This is a genomic window from Myxococcus sp. MH1, assembly GCF_059738865.1.
The window spans coordinates 9,688,409-9,709,206 of the sequence record NZ_AP026947.1 but is presented as its reverse complement, the minus strand read 5'-3'; the positions used below and the strand labels follow the sequence as shown (position 1 = coordinate 9,709,206).

The 20,798-nt window shown below is 69.4% G+C and carries 14 protein-coding genes; 7 read left to right on the top strand and 7 right to left on the bottom strand.

Annotation, left to right across the window (positions count from 1 at the left end):
* The first annotated feature begins 35 nt into the window (after positions 1-35).
* On the top strand, positions 36-1,208 hold the full coding sequence (locus tag AC6JA9_RS38355) for a tetratricopeptide repeat protein (RefSeq protein WP_141330287.1): 1,173 nt from the start codon (positions 36-38) through the stop codon (positions 1,206-1,208).
* 237 nt (positions 1,209-1,445) lie between these two features.
* Here AC6JA9_RS38355 and AC6JA9_RS38350 read toward each other — a convergent pair whose 3' ends face one another.
* From AC6JA9_RS38350 to AC6JA9_RS38340, 3 genes are read right to left on the bottom strand one after another with little or no spacing between them, the layout of a single operon-like run.
* Entirely contained in the window at positions 1,446-2,576 is a 1,131-nt protein-coding gene (locus AC6JA9_RS38350; RefSeq protein WP_223749705.1) for an NAD-binding protein, read from the bottom strand.
* Positions 2,573-4,168 (bottom strand): cation:proton antiporter, encoded by a 1,596-nt coding sequence (locus AC6JA9_RS38345; protein WP_223749706.1) that lies wholly within the window; start codon positions 4,166-4,168, stop codon positions 2,573-2,575. Before AC6JA9_RS38345 ends, AC6JA9_RS38350 begins: the two co-directional genes overlap by 4 nt.
* 48 nt (positions 4,169-4,216) lie before the next feature.
* Positions 4,217-5,383: a PQQ-dependent sugar dehydrogenase gene (locus AC6JA9_RS38340; RefSeq protein ID WP_267699202.1), complete on the bottom strand. Its 1,167-nt coding sequence runs from the start codon at positions 5,381-5,383 to the stop codon at positions 4,217-4,219.
* A gap of 211 nt (positions 5,384-5,594) precedes the next feature.
* On the opposite strand from AC6JA9_RS38340, the gene AC6JA9_RS38335 reads away from it, so the two are divergent.
* Positions 5,595-6,176: a type 1 glutamine amidotransferase domain-containing protein gene (locus AC6JA9_RS38335; RefSeq protein ID WP_223749708.1), complete on the top strand. Its 582-nt coding sequence runs from the start codon at positions 5,595-5,597 to the stop codon at positions 6,174-6,176.
* Between the two features lie 15 nt (positions 6,177-6,191).
* Here the strand turns inward: AC6JA9_RS38335 and yjjJ are convergent, their stop codons facing one another.
* Both yjjJ and AC6JA9_RS38325 read right to left on the bottom strand, forming a co-directional pair.
* Positions 6,192-7,493 (bottom strand): type II toxin-antitoxin system HipA family toxin YjjJ, encoded by a 1,302-nt coding sequence (yjjJ, locus tag AC6JA9_RS38330; protein ID WP_497958627.1) that lies wholly within the window; start codon positions 7,491-7,493, stop codon positions 6,192-6,194.
* 192 nt (positions 7,494-7,685) lie between these two features.
* Positions 7,686-8,618, bottom strand: a complete 933-nt coding sequence (locus AC6JA9_RS38325) for a DUF1684 domain-containing protein (protein WP_497958626.1) — start codon at positions 8,616-8,618, stop codon at positions 7,686-7,688.
* A gap of 113 nt (positions 8,619-8,731) precedes the next feature.
* On the opposite strand from AC6JA9_RS38325, the gene AC6JA9_RS38320 reads away from it, so the two are divergent.
* The 3 genes from AC6JA9_RS38320 to AC6JA9_RS38310 are packed head-to-tail and all read left to right on the top strand — an operon-like array spanning position 8,732 to position 10,158.
* On the top strand, positions 8,732-9,577 hold the full coding sequence (locus tag AC6JA9_RS38320) for a 2-oxo acid dehydrogenase subunit E2 (RefSeq protein WP_267699206.1): 846 nt from the start codon (positions 8,732-8,734) through the stop codon (positions 9,575-9,577).
* A gap of 32 nt (positions 9,578-9,609) precedes the next feature.
* Complete coding sequence (locus AC6JA9_RS38315) at positions 9,610-9,843, top strand: hypothetical protein (RefSeq protein ID WP_141330261.1); 234 nt, start codon at positions 9,610-9,612, stop codon at positions 9,841-9,843.
* An 18-nt stretch (positions 9,844-9,861) separates the two neighbouring features.
* Complete coding sequence (locus AC6JA9_RS38310) at positions 9,862-10,158, top strand: cyclic-phosphate processing receiver domain-containing protein (protein ID WP_223750652.1); 297 nt, start codon at positions 9,862-9,864, stop codon at positions 10,156-10,158.
* A 147-nt stretch (positions 10,159-10,305) separates the two neighbouring features.
* Here the strand turns inward: AC6JA9_RS38310 and AC6JA9_RS38305 are convergent, their stop codons facing one another.
* Together AC6JA9_RS38305 and AC6JA9_RS38300 are read right to left on the bottom strand one after the other, a co-directional pair.
* Positions 10,306-11,211, bottom strand: coding sequence for a hypothetical protein (locus tag AC6JA9_RS38305; protein ID WP_497958625.1), 906 nt, complete (start codon positions 11,209-11,211; stop codon positions 10,306-10,308).
* Positions 11,212-11,294: 83 nt separating this feature from the next.
* Positions 11,295-12,119, bottom strand: a complete 825-nt coding sequence (locus AC6JA9_RS38300) for a hypothetical protein (RefSeq protein WP_223750654.1) — start codon at positions 12,117-12,119, stop codon at positions 11,295-11,297.
* 136 nt (positions 12,120-12,255) lie between these two features.
* Here AC6JA9_RS38300 and AC6JA9_RS38295 point away from each other — a divergent pair, with 136 nt between their 5' ends.
* Together AC6JA9_RS38295 and AC6JA9_RS38290 are read left to right on the top strand one after the other, a co-directional pair.
* Entirely contained in the window at positions 12,256-13,146 is an 891-nt protein-coding gene (locus tag AC6JA9_RS38295) for a hypothetical protein (protein ID WP_223750655.1), read from the top strand.
* A gap of 420 nt (positions 13,147-13,566) precedes the next feature.
* The gene (locus AC6JA9_RS38290; RefSeq protein WP_420715383.1) at positions 13,567-20,733 is read left to right on the top strand and encodes a HAMP domain-containing protein; all 7,167 of its coding nucleotides are present in this window, start codon (positions 13,567-13,569) and stop codon (positions 20,731-20,733) included.
* Positions 20,734-20,798 lie beyond the last annotated feature (65 nt).

Sequence of the window (20,798 nt, the reverse complement as noted above, 5' to 3'; positions counted from 1 at the left end):
GTGTCGGGGCGCCAGCGCCGTGATAAACCCGGCGCATGTCATCGACGCATGCTCGGGAAGGCGGACGGCTGCTCCAGGTGGGGCAGCCGCAGGAGGCGGTGAAGAGTTTCCAGAAGGGGCTCGCCATCGACCCGGACGACGTGGAGTGCCTGCTGGGGCTCGTCCGGACGTACCTGAGCACGGGCGCGGCGGCGGACGCGGAGACGGCGGCGCTGCGGCTGTTGAAGGTGAAGCCGGACCACGCGGAGGGCCAGGCGCACCTGGCCATGCTGCGGGCGCAGGCGGGGAGCGCCGAGGCGCTGGAGGCGCTCAAGGCGTTGGCCTCGGCGCCGACGGCGGGCTACTTCGAGCGCTTCAACCTGGGCGGGCTGCTGCTGGACCGGGGGGATCTGGAGGGCGCGAAGGCCGCGTACGAGTCCGCGCTCCAGGTGGCGCCGGGCAGCGCGCACGTGCACTTCGAGCTGGGCCGCATCGGCCTGGCGCAGGGGCAGGCGGGCGCGGCGGTGACGCACTTCCAGAAGGCGTCCGAGGCCGCGCCGCAGGAGGCGATGCCGCTGCTGATGCTGTCGCGCGCGCACGCGGCGCAGGGCTCGCTGGGGCTGGGCATCCAGGCGGGCACGCAGGCACTGGAGAAGGCGCAGGGCGGGCTGCGGCGCGCGGTGCTGGAGGATTTGTTCAAGCTGTACCTGTCCGGGGGCAGCCCCGAGGGGGCGAAGCGCACCGCGCAGGAGCTGCGCCAGTTCGACCCGTCGCACGTCAACTACGTCTACATGCACGGCCTCGCGATGATGAGCGCGGCGCAGTTCCCGGAGGCGAAGGCGCTCTTCGAGGAGGCGCTGCGGCTGGCGCCGCGAAGCTGGCAGACGCTCCAGGCGCTGGCGCAGATGCATGGCGCGCTGGGTGAGCGCGCGGAGATGCGCCGACGGATGGAGGAGGCGGTGGCGCTGGTCCCCACGGAGCTGGGGCCCGTGAATGACCTGGCGTTGCTGCTGATGCAGGACGACCAGCACGCCGTCGCGAAGCCCCTGCTGGAGCGCGCGCTGGCGGCGCATCCCGAGGATGCGACCACGCACCTGAACATGGCGGTGGCCACGTTCCTGACGGACCGTCAGGCGTGCATCCACCACGCGCAGAAGGCGCTCGCGCTGGGCGAAGGCGTGGTGCGCGAGCAGGCCGAGCGGTTGTTGAAGACGCTCAACGCGGGCTGAGGTGTCCGAGCGACGGGGCGCATCGGTGCCCCGTCCGCTCCGGTCCTCGATTCGTGCGCTCGCGCTGGGTGAGCGCATCGTGCGCGAGCAGAGAAGACGCTGTCCGAGGGGGCGGGGCATCGCAGTGCCTCGTCCGCTCCGGTCCTCGATTCATGCGCGGTGCCCGTGCCGCCCGGAGACGCGAGCCTCGCGATGCCGACGGTTCAGCGCCATCGCCTCGCGCTCAGGTCCGAGCCCTTACCGTCCGAAGAGCCCCCACCGCTTGTGCGCCTTGCCACCCTGGGCCCGTGACAGCCGCTCGCCCAGGATGCGGCTCATCTCCAGCGCCACGCCGGGGTTGGCCATGACGACGCTGCGGAAGTCCTCGCGGCCCACCGCGGCCAGCTCGCACGCCGTCGCCGTCACCGCCGTGGCCGTGCGCGGCTCGCCCGTCAGCAAGGCCAGCTCACCGAAGAAGCCCCCGGGCTTCACCAGGGCCACGGCCTGTCCACCCGTGTCCTTGAGCTGCACCTCGCCGGAGAGCACCACGTAGAAGCTCTCGCCCGCGTCACCCTGGCGGAACAGCTCCGTGCCCGCCGGCCGCTGGAGGTGCTCCGCGCCGCGCGCCACCGTCTCCAGCTCCTCCGGATTCAACGGCGCCAGGAAGTCCACCTTGCGCAGCGTGGCCGCCAGCGCCGCCGCGCCCGTGGTGCCCACCGGCTCCGCCGTGAGGAACGTCACCGCGTCCGCCAGGTGCGCCCGCCGCGCCACGAGGATGATGGTGTGCCCCGCGCGCAGCACGGTGCTCCCGTCCGGCAGCGTCGCCCGCCCCTGCGGGTCCACCATGCCGATGAACACGCACTCGCGCGGGAAGCCCTCCATCGCCCGCACCTGCGCCACCGTCTGCCCCGCCACCCGCGCGCGCAAGGGCAGCTCCAGCTCGAACAGCACCGTGTCGCCGTCACCCAGCGGCAGCGAGCCCGCCACCTGCGGGAAGTCGATGGCCGTGGTCATCTTCGCGACCACCACCTCGGCCTCGGCCACCAGCTCCTTCACGCCCGCGAGCCGGTACGCCTCGCGATAGCTGGTGTCCAGCATGCGCACCATGATGCGCGCCGGCGACATGCTGCGCACCAGCATGGCGAACGCCAGGTTCTCCGGGTCCCGCGCCAGCACCCCCGCGGCCACGTCCGCCGAGGAGATACCCGCCGCCTCCAGCACCTGGGGACTCGTCGCGTCCCCGCACACGGCCACCACGCCCACCTCGTCGAACAGGCGCGCGCAGATGCCCGCGTCCCGCTCGATGACCGTCACCGTGTGCTGCTCGGCCACCAGCCGCGCCGCCAGCACGCTGCCCACCCGGCCCCCTCCCGCGATGATGATTTTCACGACGCCTTCCTCCCGTGCTCCGCCGTCGGCTCCTCGCCGTGCGCGCCGTGCAGCATCTTCTCCAGGTTCAACGTGCGCTCATCCAGCTGCGCCAGCATGTGCTCCGCCGTCGTCTCGGGGATGAGCCCGCTCCTGCGCGCGTTCTGCAACGCCGTGCGCTCCGCGTCGATGAGCCGCCGCCGCATGGCGATGAGGTCCTTCGCGCCCTGCGCCAGATGGTGCTCGTTGAGCCGGCGCAGCTCCCGCTCCGCGCGCGCGATGCTCACCTGGTACTCGCTGCGCAGGTGCTCATACGCCGCCCGGGGCACCAGCCCCTGCTCGTGCAGCGTCGCCAGCTCCTGATGCGCCGCCCGGCTGGCGATGAGCCGGCCGCGCTGCTCGGACATGGACAGCGCCACCTCGTCCTGCTGGAACAAGCCCAACCACTTCAACGCGCGCGTGAGCGCCATGCCCTGTCCCACGAGCGACACCAGCGTCACGCCGAACGCGATGGCCACCAGCTTCTCGCGCCCCGGCGTCGTCGCCGGCAGACCCAGCGCGAGCCCGATGGAGAGCGCGCCCTTGATGTTCCCCACGATGAAGACGTGCTGCCACCGGGGCGGCACCGCCTCCGCCGGACGCGCGAGCTTGAGCAGCAGGAAGGGCAGGTAGATGGCCACCGCGCGCCCGGCGAGCACACAGCCCACCGCGATGAGCGTCTCCGGCACGTAGTCGCGCAGCGTCTGCGGCTTCGTGGTGAGCCCCACCGCGAGGAACAGGAAGGTGTTCACCCCGAAGGTGGCGTACTCCCAGAAGGAGTGGATGGCCACCTGGCTCTGCGGCGACGCCTCCCTGCGCAGGCTGACACCCACGGCGAGCCCCGCGACGACGGCGGCGATGGCGCCCGACAGGTGGAGCTGCTCGGCGACCACGAACGACGCGAGCGCCACGGCCGTCGTCACCATGATTTCGGCGAGCGGGTCCTCGGTGCGACGGATGACGAAGCCGCCGAGCATGCCCACCGCCAGCCCCACCACCGCGCCGCCCGCGGAGGCCAGCAGCACGCGCGCGGCGAGCATGGGGATGGACGGCGCCGCCGCTCCCGCCACCACGCTGGCGATGGCCGCGTAGGCCACCAGCGCGGTGCCGTCGTTGAAGAGGCTCTCCCCCTGGATGATGCCCGACAGCCGCGAGGGTACCGGCGCGCGGCGGAACGCGTAGAGGATGGAGACGGTGTCCGTCACGGCGAGCAGCGCGCCCAGCAGCAGCGCGGGCCAGATGGGCAGGTCCACCAGCACGTGCAGGAGCGAGCCCGTGGCGCCGATGGCCAGCACCATGCCCAACGTGGACAGGATGAGGATGGGCAGGGCATTGGCGCGGATGCCATTGAGGTCCGCGGTAATGCCTCCCTCGAAGAGCAGCGCCGGGAGGCAGACGAGGAACACCACCTCCGGGTTGAGGGGCGGCACGCCGGGGAGCAGGTTGCCCACCGAGATGAGCAGCCCTCCCACCACGAGCGCCACGTTGTAGGGCATGTTCGCCCGTTTGGCCGCGATGGCCAGGACGATGGCTGCCACCATCAATCCAATGACGAGGGGCATCTCCAAGTGCACGGCGCGCAGTCTTCCAGAACGCGCGAGCGCCCGTAAGGCCCCCGTGCGTCAACGCCGCAAGCGCAGGATGAGGTCCTTGCGAGGCCCGCAGTCGCCTCGGCCGTCGCAGTTGCTGGTGGTGACGTACAGGTGGCCGTCCGGCCCCATGCTCACCTCCCGCAGCCGGCCATGCGTGTCGCGCAGGTACACCTCGTGCCGGGCCACCCGGGCGGGGTTGCCCTGGTCGAACTCCACCCGGTGCAGGTGCTTTGAGCCCAACGTTCCGATGAGCAGCGAGCCCGTCCACTCGGGGATGGCGGTGCCGGTGTAGAGCGCGGCGCCGCCGGGAGGCATGGCGTCCGCGAAGGTGAGCGACGGCGTCACCCAGCCTTCGTGCACCTCGCACGAGTAGATGCCGGGCCAGCCCAGGTTGCCGCCGGGGCGCGCGAGGCTGACCTCGTCATGTCCTCGGCGCATCGTCTCGCCGCTCGGGCCGTGGTCGGTGACGTACAGCGTGGTGGCATCCTTCCAGTCCCAGCCCTGGAGGTTGCGCAGGCCGGTGAGGAAGGCAGGCGAGTGGGGGAAGGGGTTGTCCTGGGGCACCTGGCCGTCGGGGGTGAGGCGCAGGAGCTTGCCGGCGGGGTCGTTCACATCCTGGGAGCGGTCGGGTGAGCGGGCGTCGCCGGTGCCCGCGTAGAGCATGCCGTCCGGGCCGAAGCGCAGGCGTCCGCCGTCGTGGTACGTGGCGGAGGGGATGTTTCCGAAGACGACGCGGTCGAAGGTGGCGGTGGTGTGGTCCTCGGAGAGCGTCCACCGCTCGATGCGGTTCTCGTCCTGTCCGCCGGCGTCGGTGGTGACGTAGACGTAGAACTGGCGGTTCGTGGTGAAGTCCGGGTGCGCGGCGATGCCGAGCAGTCCGCCCTCCGCGGCGCGGGTGATGCGCACGGTGGCCACGGGTTGGGGTTGGAGGGCGCCGGCCTTGAGCAGGCGGATGCGGCCGGGGCGCTCGGTGACGAGCGCGTCACCGCCGGGCAGCCAGGCGATGCCCCAGGGCACCTCGAGTCCCTCGGCGACGACGTCCACGGTGATGGGGACGGTGCCATCCGGGCCCCAGTCGTCGGCGACGCGCACGCAGTCCTGGGAGTTGGCGGTGCCCTGGGACTGGCTCTTGCGGCAGGCGGAGGCCGACAGGGCGAGCACGACGAGGCTCGGGGCGAGCAGGCGAGAGACGCGCATGGGGCGATTAATGTCCGGCGGTGAGCGCTCACGCCAGCGCCGAGGGTGCTCGGGTGCGGAGGGGTGGACGGTTCATCGGGTGAGAGGGTCCCTGAGGGCAGGGCGGGCAGGCGGACGGGCTGGGGCTGCGATCACTCCTTTTTCGCGGTGGGGCGCGTGGGCACCTTCAGCGCACGGGACAACCCACCCAGGTGAAGCAAGGAGACGTCCTATGGCGCGCATCGCGTTCATCCTCGCCGACGACTTCGAGGATGCGGAGTTTCGTGTGCCCTACGACCGCGTGAAGCAGGCGGGGCACGAGGCGGTCATCATCGGCCTGGAGGCTGGCGAGCCGGTGAAGGGGAAGAAGGGGGAGGAGGTCATCACGCCGGAGAAGGCCGTGAGGAACGTGTCCTCGCGGGAGTTCGACGCGTTGGTGATTCCTGGCGGTTATTCGCCGGACCACCTGCGCATGGACATCGACATGGTGGGCTTCGTTCGGGACTTCTTCCGGGCGGACAAGCCGCTGGCGGCCATCTGCCATGCGCCGTGGATGTTCGTGGAGGCGGACATCGCGGATGGGCGGACGCTCACCTCGTGGCCGTCGTTGAAGACGGACCTCATCAACGCGGGCGCGCGCTGGGTGGACCGTGAGGTGGTGGAGGACGGCAACGTCATCACCTCGCGCAACCCGGGGGACCTGCTGGCGTTCAGCGAGGCGCTGCTGCGTCAGGTGGACCACGGGATTGCGCGGCGACTGGAGGCGCCGCTCGCCCCCGAGGCCGCGTCGGAGCAGCCTCCGACGATGCACTGAGCCACGGACCTGGGCTCAGAGGCGTTGTGTCTGCATGAACGCGCGCAACGACTCGGCACAGGCCGCGCAGCGCTCGCGGAAGTGGGCGCTGAGCGTGAGTTCCTGGGTGAGTCGCTCCCAGTAGGCGAGGGCCCGACGGGCGGCGTCAGGCCAGACGTCCAGCGTGGTCGCGTTGGGAGGCTGGGGTGTGTACTCGCGCTCGACGAGGTTCGTGCCCACGGGCGCGAACATCATCGGCAGCATGTCGTACGCGGGTGCGAGCCGGAACCGCTTCGGTCCTTCCGTGAAGAAGGCGAGGTTGCCGAAGTGTCGGTCGGTGTTGCCAATGAGTTGGCCGAAGACGTCGAGCCACCGCGCCTGGCGTGCGTCCTCCTCGGAGATGAAGCGGGCCTCGCACAGCTTCAGCGTGGCCTGGGTCCAGGTGCCGCGCACGCCGAGGTACTCATTGTCGATGGCGCCGAGTGAGAGCAGGCCGCGTCTGCCACGGAGGCCGACGCGGTCGAAGCGCTCGACCTCGAGGAAGCGATAGCCCTCCGCATCGAACCAGCGTGTCGACGCCGCCGCGTGCCCCGCGTCACGGATGGCTTCGAGCGCGAGGTGCTCGGTGACGAGCAGGTCCTTCCATCGGGACACTGCCGCGCCTTCGTCATTGCCCGCGAACTTCACGATGACGTGCCGGTCCTTCACGCGCGTCGCGAACTTGAGATGCTCGCCTCCCACGGAGGAGCCAGGATGTCCCTGTCCCGAGGCCCGAGCGAGCCGGGGATAGTCGTCGGGAGTGGCGTGTGTATCGGGCGTCGCGAGATACCGGTCGAGTGATTCATCGCCGAGGATGAAATCTCCGACGCAGTCCTCGCCTCGCAGCGCGAGCGCGACCAGACAGTCATCATCGGTCCAGTCCGTCACACGCTGGGGCAGGGCGAGCTCGGGACATCGCAGGGAGAAGGTCCGACCGATGTAGCCCTGGGGACTCATGTCCGCCGCGAAGGGTGGCAGTCCCTCGAACAGCTCGGATTCTCCCTTCACGCGTTCGAGCCAGTGACGTCCCTCCGCGAGCAGGTGGAGCTCTCCGTCCCGATGGATGGTACCTGTCTCGTCGATGCGATGGAGGCTCAGCCGCGTGCCGAGTGAAGGCAGTGAGCGTGTCCGCGCATAGCGCGTCGCGGGGCCTTTCCCCATGCGGCACAGCCGGTCTCCCGCGGCCGCGAGCAAGCGTGTCACCGTGGGCCGAGAGACCTGGAGCCACGTGGCGAGCTCGCTCGCCTGCGCATCGCCGCGACGGCCGAGCGCCGCGAGAAGCTGTTCCACCGTGGCCATGCCCGTGCCTCCGCATACTCCCGAAGTCCTCCTCCGTGAGCAGAAGAGTGATTCGATTCGTGAGCAGAACACAGGACGCGCGCGCCGCGTTCTGAGGCTTCCATCTCTTTGGAATCACGATGGAAAATGAACGGGCCGGCCCGCGATGGATGCGGAGCCGGCCCGTGGGATGAGTCGATTTTCGTCCGTGGCTCAGTGGTCGCCGTAGCGCTTCTCACCGGCCTCCACGCGCAGGGCCAGGCGGTTGCCGCGCGGGGGCAGGGGGCAGGTGGCGAAGCGGGTGAACGCGCAGGGCGGGTTGTAGGCGCGGTTGAAGTCGAGCACCACCTGGCCGTCCTTCGGCATGTCCGCGTACAGGAAGCGGCCCGCGCCGTACGTCGAATCGCGGTTGGTCTCGTCCGCGAAGATGACGAAGAGCTGGTTGGAGCCGTCCTCCACCGGCGTCAGGCGGTACTCCTTGCCCGCCACCGTGAAGACGAGCGTGCCCGGGGCCTTCATCTCCTCCGTGGTGCCCAGCACGTTGGGGACCTGGAGCATGCGCGGCGTCTCGGCGGGCTCGAAGCGCGCGGTGACGCGCCAGGCGTTGCTCGCGGGGTACGTGGGGATGCCGTGGAACCCCGTGCGCGCGGGCGACTGCGAGTCCTTCACCCGCACGCCCACCTTGTCGCCGCGCTGGATGACGTGGAAGTTGAGGCTGCCGAGCTTCAGCACATCCGGCGAGCCCTGCTCGTCCGTCTTCAACGCGCCGCCGGTGAAGGGCTCACCGTTGCGCGTGAACTGCACGCCCTTCTCGGGCTGGAAGGAGACCTCCTTCCCCTTGCGCGTGAAGGTGCCGAGCTTCGGTGGCGTGCCGTCCGGGAAGTCCAGCTTGTTGTCCGGCGCGGAGCCGGCGGTCTGCGTGCCCTCCTCCAGCCAGAACAGACCCACGAGGGACAGCCAGCCGTCCTCGGACTGGAGTCGTTGGAGGCGCTGCTCGTGCCACGTGCGGGTGGCGGCGGTGAGGTCTTCGGGCGTCGAGGGAGCGGACACGTTCTTGGCGGGGGCGGCGGGTTTCGTCGGGGGCGCGGCCTTGGGGGCCGGCGCGGCGTGAAGGGCGAGGGACAGGGCCAGGGCGATGGGCGTCATGTCGGGGGCCTCGGTGGAGGGCTGGCTGCGGACGACCTGTCTAACAGGGTGCCCTCCGCCGCGCAGGGTGGGGTTGCAGGAGCGTTGGACTCCATGCGAAGCCCGGGCTCTTCGTGGACCTCGACCTGAAGCCGGCGCCACCACCAGGTGCCTTCCGCAAGCTCGCCCTGGGGGCCTGGGGCGCGCCTCGGGACCCGACCTCCTATGCCGCACTCGAGGTGCGCATGGAGCGCGCGCTCGCGTTCCTGGAGGCGTGGCGCGAGCGGACGGGGCAGCGGCTCACCGTGACACACCTGGTGGCCAAGGCCGCCGCGGACGCGCTGCGGCTGTACCCCGAGGCCAACGTGCTCATGCGCTGGGGCAGCCCGTCCCCGCGCGTCGACGTGGGCGTGTGCGTGCTCGTGGTGCAGCCCGAGCCGTCGGGGCGCGTGGACCTGACGACGGCCACGGTGCACCGCGCGGACACGCTGTCGCTCGCGGACTTCGTGCGGGCGATGGAGGGCGTGGTGGGGCGGGTGCGCTCGCGGGAGGACGCGGTCATCGAGCGGGGCAAGCGCCGCTCGTATCGCATCCCGGGGATGTTCATGGGGTGGGCGCTGCGGCTGTTGTCCTTCGTGTGGTTCACGCTGAACGTGGACCTGCGCTGGGTGGGGATGCCGAGGGACCCGTTCGGCTCGGTGGTGGTGACGAGCCTGGGCACGCTGGGGCTCGAACGGGGCTACGTGGCGACCGTGCCGTACACGCGGGTGCCGTTGGTGCTGGCGCCTTGCTCCGTGCGGACCGAGCCGGTGGTGGAGGCGGGGGAGCTGGTGCCGGGGAAGGTGATGACGCTGACGTGTACGTGGGATGCGCGGGCGCTGGATGTGGAGGTGGTGGCGCGGGTGCTCCGGCATGTCGGGGAGGTGCTGGAGTCGCCCGAGGAGACCCTGGGGGCTGCGAGCGGGACGCAGGTGGGGTAGAACGGGGCGTCGTCACCGCTGGAGGTCTGGTCATGCCCGTGGATACGAACCGCCGTGTTGCTTCCGCTCGTCCCGTGGGACGCGCGCTCGGAGGGCAGGACCGCTACGAGAAGGAGGCCCTCGAGGGCCCCGCGGAGGGAGGTCTGGCGATGGCTCGGCGGCAGCGGCTGGCGGGCGGTCCCAACCGGGTAGAGGGGGAGAGCCCCTTCGCCGCGAAGATGCGTCAGCTCGCCGAGGGCAAGTCGTCGAAGGACGGCGGACGCTGACTCGCCTGGGGTGACGCGGTGAGAGTGTATCTGGATGACGAGCGGCCCGCTCCCGAGGGCTGGGTGGCTGTCCGTTGGCCGGAAGAGGCCATCGCGTTGCTCGAGGGAGGACAGGTGGTCGAGCTCAGCCTCGACCATGACCTCGGGGATGACGAGCACGGCACCGGGTATGACGTGCTGCTGTGGCTGGAGGAAGCGGTGGCCACGCGAGGCTTCGTTCCTCCGCGAGTCCGCGTGCACTCGGCGAACAGCTCGGCGCGCCAGAAGATGGAGCTGGCGATTGTGCGCATCGAGCGGTTCGCGCGCGAGCGGTGAAGCTCCTTCGCACATGAGCTGGCGACACGAGGCGCGCAGGCCGCGCGCCGAGGCGCCCGCGCGGGCAGGACGCGGACCCAGCTCATGGTTCGCGCGTGAGCGAGAGGTGCTTGCGCCGGGGCCTGACGTGAGCGCCTCCGCCGGGAATCAGCGCGAGCGCGGTGTCACCTGGATTCGGGTCGCGTCGGAGGTGCCATCCGCGATGAGGTTGTAGGCGGCCTGGACGGCGGTGCCCTGTCGCAGGCCCTGCGTCGAGATGCGCTGACCGTTGCGGACGATGCGGGTGTTCTCTCCGACGCGCAGGTCGTAGAGGTCCCCGGTCTCCGAGTCCTTGATGACAATCCGGTCCTGGGTGGCCGAGGTCACCTGTCCGCGCATGACGACGTTCGCGACGATGGTCTTCTCGGGGTCGGCGTTCACGTCGCCGGTGTCATTGGCGGAGGCGTCCTGTCGAGGCGCGCTCGCTGGGCCCGAGCCTCCCGTGCCGTCCTGCTGCTTCCCCGAGTCATCGTCATTGGCATGTCCGCCTCGGAGCGCGTTGACCTGTCGCTGGAGTCGCAGGACATCGTTGCGAAGCATGGCGACCTCTCGGGTCAGGTCTCTCTGGCTCAGGTCCTCTCCGGACGCGGCTGCCTCCGCGCTGCCGCCTCGTGCATCGCCCGCCGCATCTCGCGGCTCGGTGCCCTGGCGCGTGGGCTCGGGGCGACCGGCGGGCACGGAGTCCTTGTTGCCAGAGCCGCCCGTTCCGCGCGCATCCGACGCATTGTTGCCTGTGTCCGTGCCGCCAGCGTTGGTGTTCGAGGTGTTGCCAGCGCCACCGGTCGCCTGCGTGGTGGTGGTCGTGCTGGAGATGTCTTCAGCGCCCGTGGACCCATAGGGAACGACGGAGAAGGTCCCGGACGGATAGGTGCCAGGTGCCTGGTTGGCGCCGACGCCCGACTGGGATTGAGAGGACGTCCCTGCGCCCGCTCCGCTGCCCGCTGATTGGGCGAGGGCGACAGGAGACAAGAGGAAGCTGAACGTCAGGGCCGCGGTGCAGAGCGCTCGTCGCATGGGTGGGGTCCTTTCCTCGTGCTCAAACTTGAGGCGAGGACGGCCAGCGACAAGCGAGCCTCACGGAGGGCTCGGCCCCGTGGCTACTCGGGGAGCGGCGTGGTGACCCGAGACTCCAGCACGCGTGTCAGCGCGGGTTGTCCACAAGTTCCCCAGTCGATGGGGCGCACCGTGAGGAACAGCGGTGCGCGGAGGGCCGTCGCCAGCGCCGGCTCATCGAGCCCCTCGCGGTCATGCAGCGTCCACAGCAGCGCATCACGGACCGCATGGAGTTGTTCCCGCTCGCACCACGGGTCCACGCGCCAGGAGAGCTGCCCCAGGGCCATGAGCAACGCGAGGTCCTCGACGGGGAGCTGGGTCCAGCTTCGCGCGAGGAACACGGGGACGCCGCGCCTCACGCTCGACGCGTGCCACCGTGACTCGATGGCGGCGACCCGCCAGTCCGCCTCATCCCAGTGGCGCGTGAGCCAGATGGCCAGGGCGACCCGCTCGAGTCCCCGATATCGAACCGAGTCGCGAGCCTTCAACACGCGGAGCCAGCGGTCCGCCGCGTCCCGCGCGTGCTCGAAGCCCTCGGGCATGAGCCCCTCTCCGAGCGAGGGTGGGGAGAGCGCGACGCGAAGCAGCCCCTGCACCACGGTCCAGGACCACACGGGCTGCACGCGCTCCGTGTCAGGAGAGAAATCCCTCCACCACGTCACCCGCTGACGCGCGGAGGGCGTGAGCCCTTGGGTGGGCGAAGGAGGCAGCTCCGGGAGGCGCGTGAGCGCGTACCGATAGACACACTCCACCGTGGCCAGCGGCGCCACGAGGATGAGGCCCAGCAGCCACAGTCGTGCCCGCGCGGGGAGGATGCGACGCATGGCCGGCCCGCTGTGCAACGCGCGGACCAGTCCTGCCCCAATCATCCGTTGCTCCGCATGAAGCAAGCAGGCACCCGAGTCCATTCCGTGATGTGCTGGGATGCACCTCGGGGGGAGTGGCCTGGAGACAGGCCGGGCGCTATGCGTAGGGCCGGGCGGCGCGAGGCAGCGAGGAGTCACCTTGAGCGGACGCGAGAGCGCGGTGACCACGGGAAGGAAGAACGCGCGTGCTCCCGCCAGGAACACCCGCGCGCGCAGCCTCAGGCCCTGGCCCCTCACCCTCGCCTCCGCCGTCTCCCTGGGCCTGCTCCTCTACGTCGCCACCACCAGCCTGCCCTACCTCGTGTCCTCCCCCACGACGGACCCGAACTTCGGCGCCCTCAACCACTGTCTCTTCAAGGCCCACCCCGAGGCCCGGCTCGGCTGGGCCGTCTCGCCCGATGCCTCGCGCGCCGCCGTCTTCGGCGCCCACTCCGTCGCCACCTGCGGCCCCGCCAACGCCACCACGCGCCATGACCTCACCGGCGCGCTCGCCATCGCCTTCGACGCGGACAACCACCTGTGGCTCTCCGCCGGAAACCGCCTCCTGCGCGAGGACGGCGCCACCCTCGTCCCCATGGGCGACTTCCAGCCCATCGCCCTCGCCGGACACGCGCACGGCATGCTCGCCCTCGATGCCTCGGGGCAGCTCGTCTCCGTCTCCTCCAACGGCTCCGTGCTCGCGCAGACCCAGGTCCCCGCCTCCACCGCCCGGCTCTCCGTGGGCGCCGGCGGCGTGCTGGCCGCCGTGCTCTCCGACGGACACCTCCGCGTCTACGACACCCGCTCCCTCTCCCACCGCCCCCTCGATGTCCCCTGTCAGGTGGAAACGATGTGGTGGCTGGACGCACCCGAGCAGTTGATGATCGGCTGTTCCCCGACCGGGGCGCCGTCGTTCTCGCTCGATGTGCGGACGGGGGAGCGGACTCCCGTGCCCGAGGGCCGCGCGTTGGCCCCTGCTCGCCGGCTCTCCGGTCGGCCGCTTTATGTCCAGGGCTGCGACGGTTTTCCCTGCACGGCGCCGCCGCCCTGACATGTTGGACAGAGGCTGTGGGTTCCGCATGTTTCACGCGCGGTATCCATCGCCCGGGCTCGAAGTTCAGTAAGCGACAAATCACCTGGAGGACCGGGGCTTTGATTCGACAAGCCCGCGAACTCACAGGAGATTCGCTCCTGCCCGTCCGCTGCGAGGTCTCGGCTCGCGGCGTTCATCCCGATCAGAAGGGTTCTCCTCGTGGACGACACCAAGGTTCCCAGCTCCAACGGCAATGGCAGGAAGCGCGCCTCGACGCGCAAGCCCCGGAGCGAAGCGGCGTCCAGCCCGCAGCTCGCGGCCAACCGCGTCGAGTCCGAGCGCACGCGCGGCCGTGTCACCGAGGAGGGCGGCAGACAGACGGGCGGCCGAGGCGGCGGCGCGAGGACGCCGGGCGCGCGCATCCGCGGGGATGACCCCATGCAGACGCTGCTCGCCGCGCTGCGGGCCGTGCAAGGCGGCGACTTCTCCGTGCGCCTGCCGGACTTCACCTCCGTGCCGGTGATGGACGACATCTCCCGCGCCTTCAACGCGGTGGTGACCCTCAACTCCGCCATGACGCACGAGATGGTGCGCGTGGCGCGAGTCGTCGGTCGCGAGGGCCGCATGGCCGAGCGCGTGTCCTTGGGCGACGGGCGCGGAGACTGGGCCACGAGCATCAACTCCATCAACGCGCTCATCGGCGACCTGGTGCAGCCGACCACGGAAGTCGCGCGCGTGCTGGTGGCCGTGGCCGAGGGCGACCTCACCCAGAAGATGGCCCTGGAAATCGACGGCCAGCCGGTGAAGGGCGAGTTCCTGCGCATCGGCACCACCGTGAACGCGATGCTCGACCAGCTCAACTCGTTCGCCGCCGAGGTGACGCGCGTCGCGCGCGAGGTCGGCAGCGACGGCAAGCTGGGCGGTCAGGCCGAGGTGAAGGGCGTCTCCGGCGTCTGGAAGGACCTCACCGACAACGTGAACCTGATGGCCAACAACCTCACGGCCCAGGTGCGCAACATCGCCGAGGTGTCCACCGCCGTCGCCAACGGCGACCTGTCGAAGAAGATCACGGTGGACGCGCGCGGCGAGGTGCTCGAGCTCAAGAGCACCATCAACACGATGGTGGACCAGCTCAATGGCTTCGCCTCCGAAGTGACGCGCGTGGCGCGCGAGGTGGGCACGGAAGGAAAGCTGGGCGGTCAGGCCGCGGTGCCCGGTGTCTCCGGCACGTGGAAGGACCTCACCGACAACGTGAACTTCATGGCGTCCAACCTCACGACGCAGGTGCGCGGCATCGTGAAGGTGGTGACGGCGGTCGCCAACGGCGACCTCACCCAGAAGCTGATGGTGCCGTCGCAGGGCGAAATCGCCGCGTTGGGCTCCACGCTCAACAACATGACGGACACGCTCAACGTCTTCGCGCAGCAGGTGACCAGCGTGGCGCGCACGGTGGGCGTCGAGGGCAAGCTGGGCGCCCAGGCCCAGGTGCCCGGCGCCGCCGGCACGTGGAAGGACCTCACCGACAACGTGAACCTGATGGCCAACAACCTCACGGCCCAGGTGCGCAACATCGCCGACGTGACGACGGCCGTCGCCAAGGGTGACCTCTCCAAGAAGATCACCGTGGACGTGAAGGGCGAGGTGATGGAGCTCAAGGACACCATCAACACGATGGTGGACCAGCTCCGCGCCTTCGCCTCCGAGGTGACGCGCGTCGCTCGCGAGGTGGGCACCGACGGCAAGCTGGGCGGTCAGGCCGACGTGAAGGGCGTTGCCGGCGTGTGGAAGGACCTCACCGACAACGTGAACTCGATGGCCTCCAACCTCACCACCCAGGTGCGCAACATCGCCCTGGTGACGACGTCGGTGGCCAACGGCGACCTGTCCAAGAAGATCACCGTGGACGCGCGCGGCGAGATTCTGGAGCTCAAGAACACCATCAACACGATGGTGGACCAGCTCAACTCGTTCGCCTCCGAGGTGACGCGCGTGGCGCGCGAGGTCGGCACCCACGGCAAGCTGGGCGGTCAGGCCGAGGTGAAGGGCGTCTCCGGCACCTGGAAGGACCTCACCGACAACGTGAACGTGATGGCCGTGAACCTCACGACCCAGGTGCGCGGCATCGCCAAGGTCGTGACGGCGGTCGCCAACGGTGACCTCACGCAGCGGCTGAAGATGGAGGCCAAGGGCGAGGTCGCCGAGCTGGCCGACACCATCAACGCGATGACGCAGACGCTGTCCATCTTCGCGCAGCAGGTGACGGACGTCGCGCGCACGGTGGGCGTGGAAGGCAAGCTGGGCGCCCAGGCCGTGGTGCCGGGCGTCGCGGGCACGTGGAAGGACCTCACCAACAACGTGAACCTGCTCGCGAACAACCTCACCGACCAGGTCCGCAACATCGCCGAGGTCACCACGGCCGTCGCCAATGGTGACCTGTCCAAGAAGATCACCGTCGACGCCAAGGGCGAGGTGCTGGAGCTCAAGAGCACCATCAACACGATGGTGGACCAGCTCCGAGGCTTCGCGTCCGAGGTGACCCGCGTCGCCAAGGAGGTCGGCACCGAGGGGAAGCTGGGCGGTCAGGCCGAGGTGCGCGGGGTGTCCGGCGTCTGGAAGGACCTCACGGACAACGTGAACTTCATGGCGTCCAACCTCACCAGCCAGGTGCGCGGCATCGTGCGCGTGGTGACGGCGGTCGCCAACGGGGACCTCACCCAGAAGCTGATGATGGACGCGAAGGGTGAGATCGCCGCGCTCGCGGACACCATCAACGCGATGACGCAGACCCTGTCCATCTTCGCGCAGCAGGTGACGGACGTCGCCCGCACGGTGGGCGTGGAAGGCAAGCTGGGCGCCCAGGCCGAGGTGCCGGGCGTCGCGGGCACGTGGAAGGACCTCACCAACAACGTGAACCTGCTGGCCAACAACCTCACGGCCCAGGTGCGAAACATCGCCGAGGTGACGACGGCGGTCGCCAATGGCGACCTGTCCAAGAAGATCACCGTCGACGCGAAGGGCGAGGTGCTGGAGCTCAAGAGCACCATCAACACGATGGTGGACCAGCTCCGCGCGTTCGCCGCCGAGGTGACTCGCGTCGCCAAGGAGGTCGGCACCGAAGGAAAGCTGGGCGGACAGGCCGACGTGAAGGGCGTGTCCGGCGTGTGGAAGGACCTCACCGACAACGTGAACGTCCTCGCAGGCAACCTCACCGACCAGGTGCGAAACATCGCCAAGGTCACGACGGCCGTCGCCAATGGCGACCTGTCCCAGAAGATCACCGTCTCCGTGAAGGGCGAGGTGCTGGAGCTCAAGAACACCATCAACACGATGGTGGACCAGCTCCGCGGCTTCGCGTCCGAGGTGACTCGCGTCGCCAAGGAGGTCGGCACCGAGGGCAAGCTGGGCGGTCAGGCCGCGGTGCCCGGGGTCGCCGGCGTGTGGAAGGACCTCACCGACAACGTGAACGTGCTGGCCGGCAACCTCACCGACCAGGTGCGAAACATCGCCAAGGTCACGACGGCGGTCGCGAATGGCGACCTGTCGCAGAAGATCTCCGTCGAGGCCCGGGGCGAGATCCTCGAGCTCAAGAGCACCATCAACACGATGGTGGACCAGCTCCGCGCGTTCGCCGCCGAGGTGACCCGCGTCGCCAAGGAGGTCGGCACGGACGGCAAGCTCGGTGGTCAGGCCGCGGTGCCCGGGGTCGCCGGCACGTGGAAGGACCTCACCGACAACGTGAACTCGATGGCCTCCAACCTCACCGCGCAGGTGCGAAACATCGCGCTGGTGACCACCGCGGTGGCCAACGGAGACCTGTCCAAGAAGATCACCGTCGACGCCAAGGGTGAGATCCTCGAGCTGAAGGACACCATCAACATCATGGTGGACCAGCTCAACTCGTTCGCCTCGGAAGTGACGCGCGTCGCGCGCGAGGTCGGCACCGAAGGAAAGCTGGGCGGTCAGGCGGAAGTGCGCGGGGTGTCCGGCGTCTGGAAGGACCTCACGGACAACGTGAACTTCATGGCCCGCAACCTCACCACGCAGGTGCGCGGCATCGTCAAGGTCGTGACGGCCGTCGCCAACGGCGACCTCAAGCAGAAGCTGGTGGTCGAGGCGAAGGGCGAGGTCGCCGCGCTCGCGGAGACCATCAACAACATGACGGACACGCTGGGCACCTTCGCCGAGCAGGTGTCCACCGTGGCCCGCGAAGTGGGTGTCGAGGGGAAGCTGGGCGGCCAGGCCCGCGTGCCCGGTGTGGCCGGCACGTGGAAGGACCTCACGGACAACGTGAACTTCATGGCCTCCAACCTCACCACGCAGGTGCGCGGCATCGTGCGCGTGGTGACGGCGGTCGCCAACGGTGACCTCACCCAGAAGCTCATCGTCGACGCGAAGGGCGAGGTGGCCGCGCTCGCGGACACCATCAACAACATGACGGACACGCTGGGCACCTTCGCCGAGCAGGTGTCCACCGTGGCCCGCGAGGTCGGTATCGAAGGAAAGCTGGGCGGCCAGGCCCGCGTGCCCGGCGCTCGCGGCACGTGGCGGCAGCTGACCGACAACGTGAACCAGCTGGCCGGGACGCTGACCAGCCAGCTGCGCGCCATCTCCGACGTGGCCACCGCGGTGACGAAGGGTGACCTCACCCGCAGCATCACCGTCGTCGCCGAGGGCGAGGTCGCCGCGCTGAAGGACAACATCAACCAGATGATCGTCAACCTGCGTGAGACCACGCAGAAGAACCAGGAGCAGGACTGGCTCAAGACGAACCTGGCGAAGTTCAGCGGCATGATGCAGGGCCAGAAGAGCCTGGACGCCGTCAGTCGCCTCATCATGAGCGAGCTGACGCCGCTGGTCTCCGCCCACCACGGCGCCTTCTTCCTGATGGACACCGACTCCGGGACGCCGGTGCTCAAGCTGACCAGCACCTACGCCTACCGGGAGCGCAAGCACATCGCCAACCGCTTCCGCCTGGGCGAGGGGCTCGTCGGTCAGTGCGCCCTGGAGCGCAAGACCATCCTCCTCACCCACGTCCCGCCGGACTACATCACCATCTCCTCCGGCCTGGGTGAGTCCGCCCCGCTCAACATCATCGTCCTGCCCGTCCTCTTCGAGGGCGAGGTGAAGGCGGTCATCGAGCTGGCCTCGTTCCACACCTTCAGCGCCATCCATCAGATCTTCCTGGACCAGCTCACCGAGAGCATCGGCGTGGTCCTGAACATGATCATGGCGAACATGCGCACCGAGCAGCTCCTGCAGCAGTCGCAGGGGCTCACTCAGGAGCTGCAGAGCCAGTCGCGCGAGCTCACCCAGCAGCAGGACGCGCTCAAGCGCAGCAACAGCGAGCTGGAGGAGAAGGCGAAGCTGCTCGAGGAGCAGAACCGCCGCGTCGAGGAGAAGAACAACGAGGTCGAGCGCGCCCGCGTCAGCCTGGAGGAGAAGGCCGAGCAGCTCACCGTCATCTCCAAGTACAAGAGCGAGTTCCTGGCCAACATGAGCCACGAGCTGCGCACGCCGCTCAACAGCCTGCTCATCCTGGCCAAGCTCCTGTCGGACAACAAGGACGGCAACCTCTCCACCAAGCAGGTGGAGTACGCCAACACCATCTACGCGTCCGGCGGAGACCTGCTCAGCCTCATCAACGAAATCCTCGACCTGTCCAAGGTGGAGGCCGGCAAGATGCAGGTGGAGCCCCGGGACATCGTCCTCACGGAGCTCAACCAGTTCATCGACCGCGGCTTCCGCCCGGTGGCCGAGCAGAAGAACCTGGCCTTCACCGTGGAGGTCGCGCAGGGCACCCCGCGCGCCATCCGCACCGACCCGCAGCGGCTGCAGCAGGTGCTCAAGAACCTGCTCTCCAACGCCTTCAAGTTCACCGACGAAGGCAGCGTGAAGCTGACGGTGAAGCTGGCCGAGCCCGGCGCGCGGCTGGAGCACGAGGTGCTCAAGCGCTCGCGCTACGTCATCGCCTTCGCGGTGACGGACACGGGCATCGGCATCGCCAAGGACAAGCAGCGCCTCATCTTCGAGGCCTTCCAGCAGGCGGATGGTTCCACCGCCCGCAAGTACGGCGGCACCGGCCTGGGCCTGTCCATCAGCCGCGAAATCGCCAAGCTGCTGGGCGGCGAAATCCACGTCAGCAGCGAGCCGCGCAAGGGCAGCACCTTCACGCTGTACCTGCCGCCCGAGTACGTGGGCCCCGACGACGACGGCCTGCCGGCCCTGCCCGCCATGCCCGCGCCGCTCGAGCCCCTGATGCCCCGCGGCAGCAACGTGGTGCCGGAGGCCCCGCTGCCTCCCGCGCCGGCGCCGGTGCCTCCCGCCGTGGCGGAGAGCGGCCACGTGCTGGACGCCGCGCTGCCGCCCCCGGTGGACTCGCTCCTGCCGCCGCTCGCGGTGGAGGATGACCGCGACCACATCCGCGAGGGTGACCGCGTCCTGCTCATCATCGAGGACGACCTGAAGTTCGCCCGCATCATGGTGCAGCTGGCGCGCGAGAAGGGCTTCAAGGCCCTGGTCGCCACCCGCGGCGACACCGGCCTGTCCATGGCCAACGAGTTCCAGCCGCACGCGGTGACGCTCGACATCCAGCTGCCCGTGGTGGACGGCTGGAGCGTGCTCGACAGGCTCAAGCGCAACCCGCGCACGCGCCACATCCCCGTCCACATCATCAGCGTCATGGACAAGCACCTGGGCAACGCCCAGGGCGCGTTCGGCTACCTCACCAAGCCCGTCAGCAAGGAAGGGCTGGAGCGGGTGTTCAACCAGCTGGCGCGCTTCCTGGAGCGCAAGGAGCGCCGCCTGCTGCTCGTCGAGGACGACGACGTGCAGCGCAGCAGCCTGGTCAGCCTGCTCGCCGAGGGCGGTGACGTCGTCGTCACGGCCGTGGCCACCGGCCAGGAGGTCCTCCAGAAGCTGGAGGAGGGTGAGTACGACTGCCTGGTCATCGACCTGCTGCTGCCCGACATGGACGGCATCAAGCTGGTGGAGGAGGTCAAGACCCAGCAGCGCTTCCGGGATTTGCCCATCGTCATCTACACGGGCAAGGAGCTCACGCCCAAGGACGAGGCCCGCCTACGCCGCTACACCGGCAGTGTCATCCTCAAGAGCGGAACGAAGAGTCCCGAACAGTTGCTCAGCGACACCGCGCTGTTCCTGCACCGGCTGGACCAGAATCTGCCTCCCCGGGCGCGGGCGGCGCTGGCCCAGCGCAACGAGGAGGAGTCCGAGCTTGTTGGCAAGAAGGTGCTCGTCGTCGATGACGACATGCGCAACATCTTCGCCCTCACCAGCGTGCTGGAGAACCACGGCATGCAGGTGGTCTTCGCGGAGAACGGGCGGGCGGCCATCGAGACGCTCGAGCAGCACCGCGACGTGGATGTCGTCCTGATGGACGTGATGATGCCGGAGATGGACGGGTACGAGACCATGCGGGCCATCCGCAAGGACCTCCGGTACGCCAGCCTCCCCATCATCGCCGTGACGGCCAAGGCGCTGAAGGACGACCGGGAGAAGTGCATGGCCGCAGGGGCCAGCGACTACCTGCCCAAGCCGGTGGATACGGACAAGCTTCTGGAGCTCATCCGTCTGTGGGTATCGGCATGACGAAGAGAGGGTCCGATTGATGGCTAGCGCACGACTCGTCTTTGCCGGGCTTTTGACCGGCGGAG